1 protein-coding gene, 2 tRNA genes and 4 rRNA genes are annotated in these 5,816 nt (G+C 52.5%); 6 read left to right on the top strand and 1 reads right to left on the bottom strand.

Annotation, left to right across the window (positions count from 1 at the left end):
* Nucleotides 1-184 (bottom strand): FadR/GntR family transcriptional regulator (locus RE027_RS17570; protein WP_368809594.1); only part of this gene is annotated, 184 nt, incomplete at its 3' end.
* 455 nt (nt 185-639) lie between these two features.
* Between RE027_RS17570 and RE027_RS17565 the strand changes: the two genes are divergently transcribed.
* From RE027_RS17565 to rrf (RE027_RS17540), 6 genes are all read left to right on the top strand, one after another.
* A 16S ribosomal RNA gene (locus RE027_RS17565) occupies nt 640-2,181 on the top strand.
* 84 nt (nt 2,182-2,265) lie between these two features.
* Nucleotides 2,266-2,341 (top strand) — tRNA-Glu (locus RE027_RS17560).
* A gap of 182 nt (nt 2,342-2,523) precedes the next feature.
* Nucleotides 2,524-5,428, top strand: a 23S ribosomal RNA gene (locus RE027_RS17555).
* A gap of 67 nt (nt 5,429-5,495) precedes the next feature.
* A 5S ribosomal RNA gene (gene rrf, locus RE027_RS17550) occupies nt 5,496-5,611 on the top strand.
* A 14-nt stretch (nt 5,612-5,625) separates the two neighbouring features.
* Nucleotides 5,626-5,701: transfer RNA gene (locus RE027_RS17545), tRNA-Thr, on the top strand.
* A 43-nt stretch (nt 5,702-5,744) separates the two neighbouring features.
* Nucleotides 5,745-5,816: ribosomal RNA gene (gene rrf, locus RE027_RS17540) — 5S ribosomal RNA — on the top strand; the annotation flags it as partial.

Genomic DNA, 5,816 nt, shown 5'->3' with positions numbered 1-5,816 from the left:
TTAATGTTTTTACCGCTTCGCGAACGGCGGTACGGCTAACGCCAAACTGATCTCCCAGCTCCATCTCGCTTGGCAGGATGCTGCCTGGAGCATATTTACCCGCTAAGATCAGCTGCGCCAGTTTCTCTGCCAGCACATAGGACAGGTTTTTTTGAGCTGCCAGCTGTTGTGCGCTTAATGGCATCGCTTTTATTCCTTAAATATTGATGCGGTTAATTATGCCATCTCAGGTGTGATTGTGGTTGCAGATACATCAAATAGAACAATTTGTAGCTTGAACTCATCGCTTTTGGTGAAAAAAAACACGGTCAGAAACTTTTTTTAAATTTCCTCTTGTCACTTCAGAAGAACTCCCTATAATGCGCCTCCACTGACACGGAACAACGGCACGCAAGCCGCCGGGTCAGCAGAGAAAAGCAAAACAAACGCTTGACTCTGAAGCGGGAAAGCGTAATATGCACACCCCGCGCCGCAGCGAAAACGAAGCGGCACTGCTCTTTAACAATTTATCAGACAATCTGTGTGGGCACTCAAAGTGACATGGATTCTTAATGTCCTCGGACACTAAATGAATACCAAGTCTCAACGAGTGAACACGTAATTCATTACGAAGTTTAATTCATTGAGCATCAAACTTTTAAATTGAAGAGTTTGATCATGGCTCAGATTGAACGCTGGCGGCAGGCCTAACACATGCAAGTCGAACGGTAACAGGAAGCAGCTTGCTGCTTCGCTGACGAGTGGCGGACGGGTGAGTAATGTCTGGGAAACTGCCTGATGGAGGGGGATAACTACTGGAAACGGTAGCTAATACCGCATAACGTCGCAAGACCAAAGAGGGGGACCTTCGGGCCTCTTGCCATCGGATGTGCCCAGATGGGATTAGCTAGTAGGTGGGGTAACGGCTCACCTAGGCGACGATCCCTAGCTGGTCTGAGAGGATGACCAGCCACACTGGAACTGAGACACGGTCCAGACTCCTACGGGAGGCAGCAGTGGGGAATATTGCACAATGGGCGCAAGCCTGATGCAGCCATGCCGCGTGTATGAAGAAGGCCTTCGGGTTGTAAAGTACTTTCAGCGGGGAGGAAGGCGATAAGGTTAATAACCTTGTCGATTGACGTTACCCGCAGAAGAAGCACCGGCTAACTCCGTGCCAGCAGCCGCGGTAATACGGAGGGTGCAAGCGTTAATCGGAATTACTGGGCGTAAAGCGCACGCAGGCGGTCTGTCAAGTCGGATGTGAAATCCCCGGGCTCAACCTGGGAACTGCATTCGAAACTGGCAGGCTAGAGTCTTGTAGAGGGGGGTAGAATTCCAGGTGTAGCGGTGAAATGCGTAGAGATCTGGAGGAATACCGGTGGCGAAGGCGGCCCCCTGGACAAAGACTGACGCTCAGGTGCGAAAGCGTGGGGAGCAAACAGGATTAGATACCCTGGTAGTCCACGCCGTAAACGATGTCGACTTGGAGGTTGTGCCCTTGAGGCGTGGCTTCCGGAGCTAACGCGTTAAGTCGACCGCCTGGGGAGTACGGCCGCAAGGTTAAAACTCAAATGAATTGACGGGGGCCCGCACAAGCGGTGGAGCATGTGGTTTAATTCGATGCAACGCGAAGAACCTTACCTACTCTTGACATCCAGAGAACTTAGCAGAGATGCTTTGGTGCCTTCGGGAACTCTGAGACAGGTGCTGCATGGCTGTCGTCAGCTCGTGTTGTGAAATGTTGGGTTAAGTCCCGCAACGAGCGCAACCCTTATCCTTTGTTGCCAGCGGTTAGGCCGGGAACTCAAAGGAGACTGCCAGTGATAAACTGGAGGAAGGTGGGGATGACGTCAAGTCATCATGGCCCTTACGAGTAGGGCTACACACGTGCTACAATGGCGCATACAAAGAGAAGCGACCTCGCGAGAGCAAGCGGACCTCATAAAGTGCGTCGTAGTCCGGATTGGAGTCTGCAACTCGACTCCATGAAGTCGGAATCGCTAGTAATCGTGGATCAGAATGCCACGGTGAATACGTTCCCGGGCCTTGTACACACCGCCCGTCACACCATGGGAGTGGGTTGCAAAAGAAGTAGGTAGCTTAACCTTCGGGAGGGCGCTTACCACTTTGTGATTCATGACTGGGGTGAAGTCGTAACAAGGTAACCGTAGGGGAACCTGCGGTTGGATCACCTCCTTACCTTAAAGAACCTGCCTTTGCAGTGCTCACACAGATTGTCTGATGAAAAGTAAATAGCAAGGCGTCTTGCGATTGAGACTGTACGTCCCCTTCGTCTAGAGGCCCAGGACACCGCCCTTTCACGGCGGTAACAGGGGTTCGAATCCCCTAGGGGACGCCACTTGCTGGTTCGTGAGTGAAAGTCACCTGCCGTCATATCTCAAAACTGACTTGCGAGTCATGTTTGAGATATTTGCTCTTTAAAAATCTGGATCAAGCTGAAAATTGAAACGACACACAGCTCATGTGTGTTCGAGTCTCTCAAATTTTCGCAATCAGAAGTGAAACATCTTCGGGTTGTGAGGTTAAGCGACTAAGCGTACACGGTGGATGCCCTGGCAGTCAGAGGCGATGAAGGACGTGCTAATCTGCGAAAAGCGCCGGCGAGGTGATATGAACCCTTGACCCGGCGATGTCCGAATGGGGAAACCCAGTGCAATCCGTTGCACTATCGTTAACTGAATACATAGGTTAACGAGGCGAACCGGGGGAACTGAAACATCTAAGTACCCCGAGGAAAAGAAATCAACCGAGATTCCCCCAGTAGCGGCGAGCGAACGGGGAGCAGCCCGGAGTCTGAATCAGCTTGTGTGTTAGTGGAACGGTCTGGAAAGTCCGACGGTACAGGGTGATAGTCCCGTACACGAAAGCACACATGCTGTGAACTCGAAGAGTAGGGCGGGACACGTGGTATCCTGTCTGAATATGGGGGGACCATCCTCCAAGGCTAAATACTCCTGACTGACCGATAGTGAACCAGTACCGTGAGGGAAAGGCGAAAAGAACCCCGGCGAGGGGAGTGAAAAAGAACCTGAAACCGTGTACGTACAAGCAGTGGGAGCCTCTTTATGGGGTGACTGCGTACCTTTTGTATAATGGGTCAGCGACTTATATTCTGTAGCAAGGTTAACCGTATAGGGGAGCCGAAGGGAAACCGAGTCTTAACTGGGCGTTAAGTTGCAGGGTATAGACCCGAAACCCGGTGATCTAGCCATGGGCAGGTTGAAGGTTGGGTAACACTAACTGGAGGACCGAACCGACTAATGTTGAAAAATTAGCGGATGACCTGTGGCTGGGGGTGAAAGGCCAATCAAACCGGGAGATAGCTGGTTCTCCCCGAAAGCTATTTAGGTAGCGCCTCGTGAACTCATCTTCGGGGGTAGAGCACTGTTTCGGCTAGGGGGCCATCCCGGCTTACCAACCCGATGCAAACTACGAATACCGAAGAATGTTATCACGGGAGACACACGGCGGGTGCTAACGTCCGTCGTGAAGAGGGAAACAACCCAGACCGCCAGCTAAGGTCCCAAAGTCATGGTTAAGTGGGAAACGATGTGGGAAGGCACAGACAGCCAGGATGTTGGCTTAGAAGCAGCCATCATTTAAAGAAAGCGTAATAGCTCACTGGTCGAGTCGGCCTGCGCGGAAGATGTAACGGGGCTAAACCATGCACCGAAGCTGCGGCAGCGACACTATGTGTTGTTGGGTAGGGGAGCGTTCTGTAAGCCGTTGAAGGTGTGCTGTGAGGCATGCTGGAGGTATCAGAAGTGCGAATGCTGACATAAGTAACGATAAAGCGGGTGAAAAGCCCGCTCGCCGGAAGACCAAGGGTTCCTGTCCAACGTTAATCGGGGCAGGGTGAGTCGACCCCTAAGGCGAGGCCGAAAGGCGTAGTCGATGGGAAACAGGTTAATATTCCTGTACTTGGTGTTACTGCGAAGGGGGGACGGAGAAGGCTATGTCAGCCGGGCGACGGTTGTCCCGGTTTAAGCATGTAGGCGGAGGTTCCAGGTAAATCCGGTACCTTGTTAACGCTGAGGTGTGATGACGAGGCACTACGGTGCTGAAGTGATAAATGCCCTGCTTCCAGGAAAAGCCTCTAAGCATCAGGTAACACGAAATCGTACCCCAAACCGACACAGGTGGTCAGGTAGAGAATACCAAGGCGCTTGAGAGAACTCGGGTGAAGGAACTAGGCAAAATGGTGCCGTAACTTCGGGAGAAGGCACGCTGATGTGTAGGTGAAGCCCCTGCGGGTGGAGCTGAAATCAGTCGAAGATACCAGCTGGCTGCAACTGTTTATTAAAAACACAGCACTGTGCAAACACGAAAGTGGACGTATACGGTGTGACGCCTGCCCGGTGCCGGAAGGTTAATTGATGGGGTTAGCGGCAACGCGAAGCTCTTGATCGAAGCCCCGGTAAACGGCGGCCGTAACTATAACGGTCCTAAGGTAGCGAAATTCCTTGTCGGGTAAGTTCCGACCTGCACGAATGGCGTAATGATGGCCAGGCTGTCTCCACCCGAGACTCAGTGAAATTGAACTCGCTGTGAAGATGCAGTGTACCCGCGGCAAGACGGAAAGACCCCGTGAACCTTTACTATAGCTTGACACTGAACACTGGTCCTTGATGTGTAGGATAGGTGGGAGGCTTTGAAGCGTGGACGCCAGTCTGCGTGGAGCCAACCTTGAAATACCACCCTTTAATGGCTGGTGTTCTAACGTAGACCCGTAATCCGGGTTGCGGACAGTGTCTGGTGGGTAGTTTGACTGGGGCGGTCTCCTCCCAAAGAGTAACGGAGGAGCACGAAGGTTGGCTAATCCTGGTCGGACATCAGGAGGTTAGTGCAATGGCATAAGCCAGCTTGACTGCGAGCGTGACGGCGCGAGCAGGTGCGAAAGCAGGTCATAGTGATCCGGTGGTTCTGAATGGAAGGGCCATCGCTCAACGGATAAAAGGTACTCCGGGGATAACAGGCTGATACCGCCCAAGAGTTCATATCGACGGCGGTGTTTGGCACCTCGATGTCGGCTCATCACATCCTGGGGCTGAAGTAGGTCCCAAGGGTATGGCTGTTCGCCATTTAAAGTGGTACGCGAGCTGGGTTTAGAACGTCGTGAGACAGTTCGGTCCCTATCTGCCGTGGGCGCTGGAGAATTGAGGGGGGCTGCTCCTAGTACGAGAGGACCGGAGTGGACGCATCACTGGTGTTCGGGTTGTCATGCCAATGGCACTGCCCGGTAGCTAAATGCGGAAGAGATAAGTGCTGAAAGCATCTAAGCACGAAACTTGCCCCGAGATGAGTTCTCCCTGAGACTTTAAGTCTCCTGAAGGAACGTTGAAGACGACGACGTTGATAGGTCGGGTGTGTAAGCGCAGCGATGCGTTGAGCTAACCGATACTAATGAACCGTGAGGCTTAACCTTACAACGCCGAAGGTGTTTTGGCGAAGAGACAGAAGATTTTCAGCCTGATACAGATTAACAGAATTTGCCTGGCGGCTTTAGCGCGGTGGTCCCACCTGACCCCATGCCGAACTCAGAAGTGAAACGCCGTAGCGCCGATGGTAGTGTGGGGTCTCCCCATGTGAGAGTAGGGAACTGCCAGGCATCAAATTTAGCGTGCTGATATGGCTCAGTTGGTAGAGCGCACCCTTGGTAAGGGTGAGGTCCCCAGTTCGACTCTGGGTATCAGCACCACTTTATACTTAGGTTAAAGTTCGGCAAGAAGTAAAAGAATTTGTCTGGCGGCTTTAGCGCGGTGGTCCCACCTGACCCCATGCCGAACTCAGAAGTGAAACGCCGTAGCGCCGAT

This window comes from Kocuria sabuli (assembly GCF_040981185.1).
Classification (GTDB): domain Bacteria; phylum Actinomycetota; class Actinomycetes; order Actinomycetales; family Micrococcaceae; genus Kocuria; species Kocuria sabuli.
This window is presented reverse-complemented; position numbering and strand designations above follow the sequence as displayed.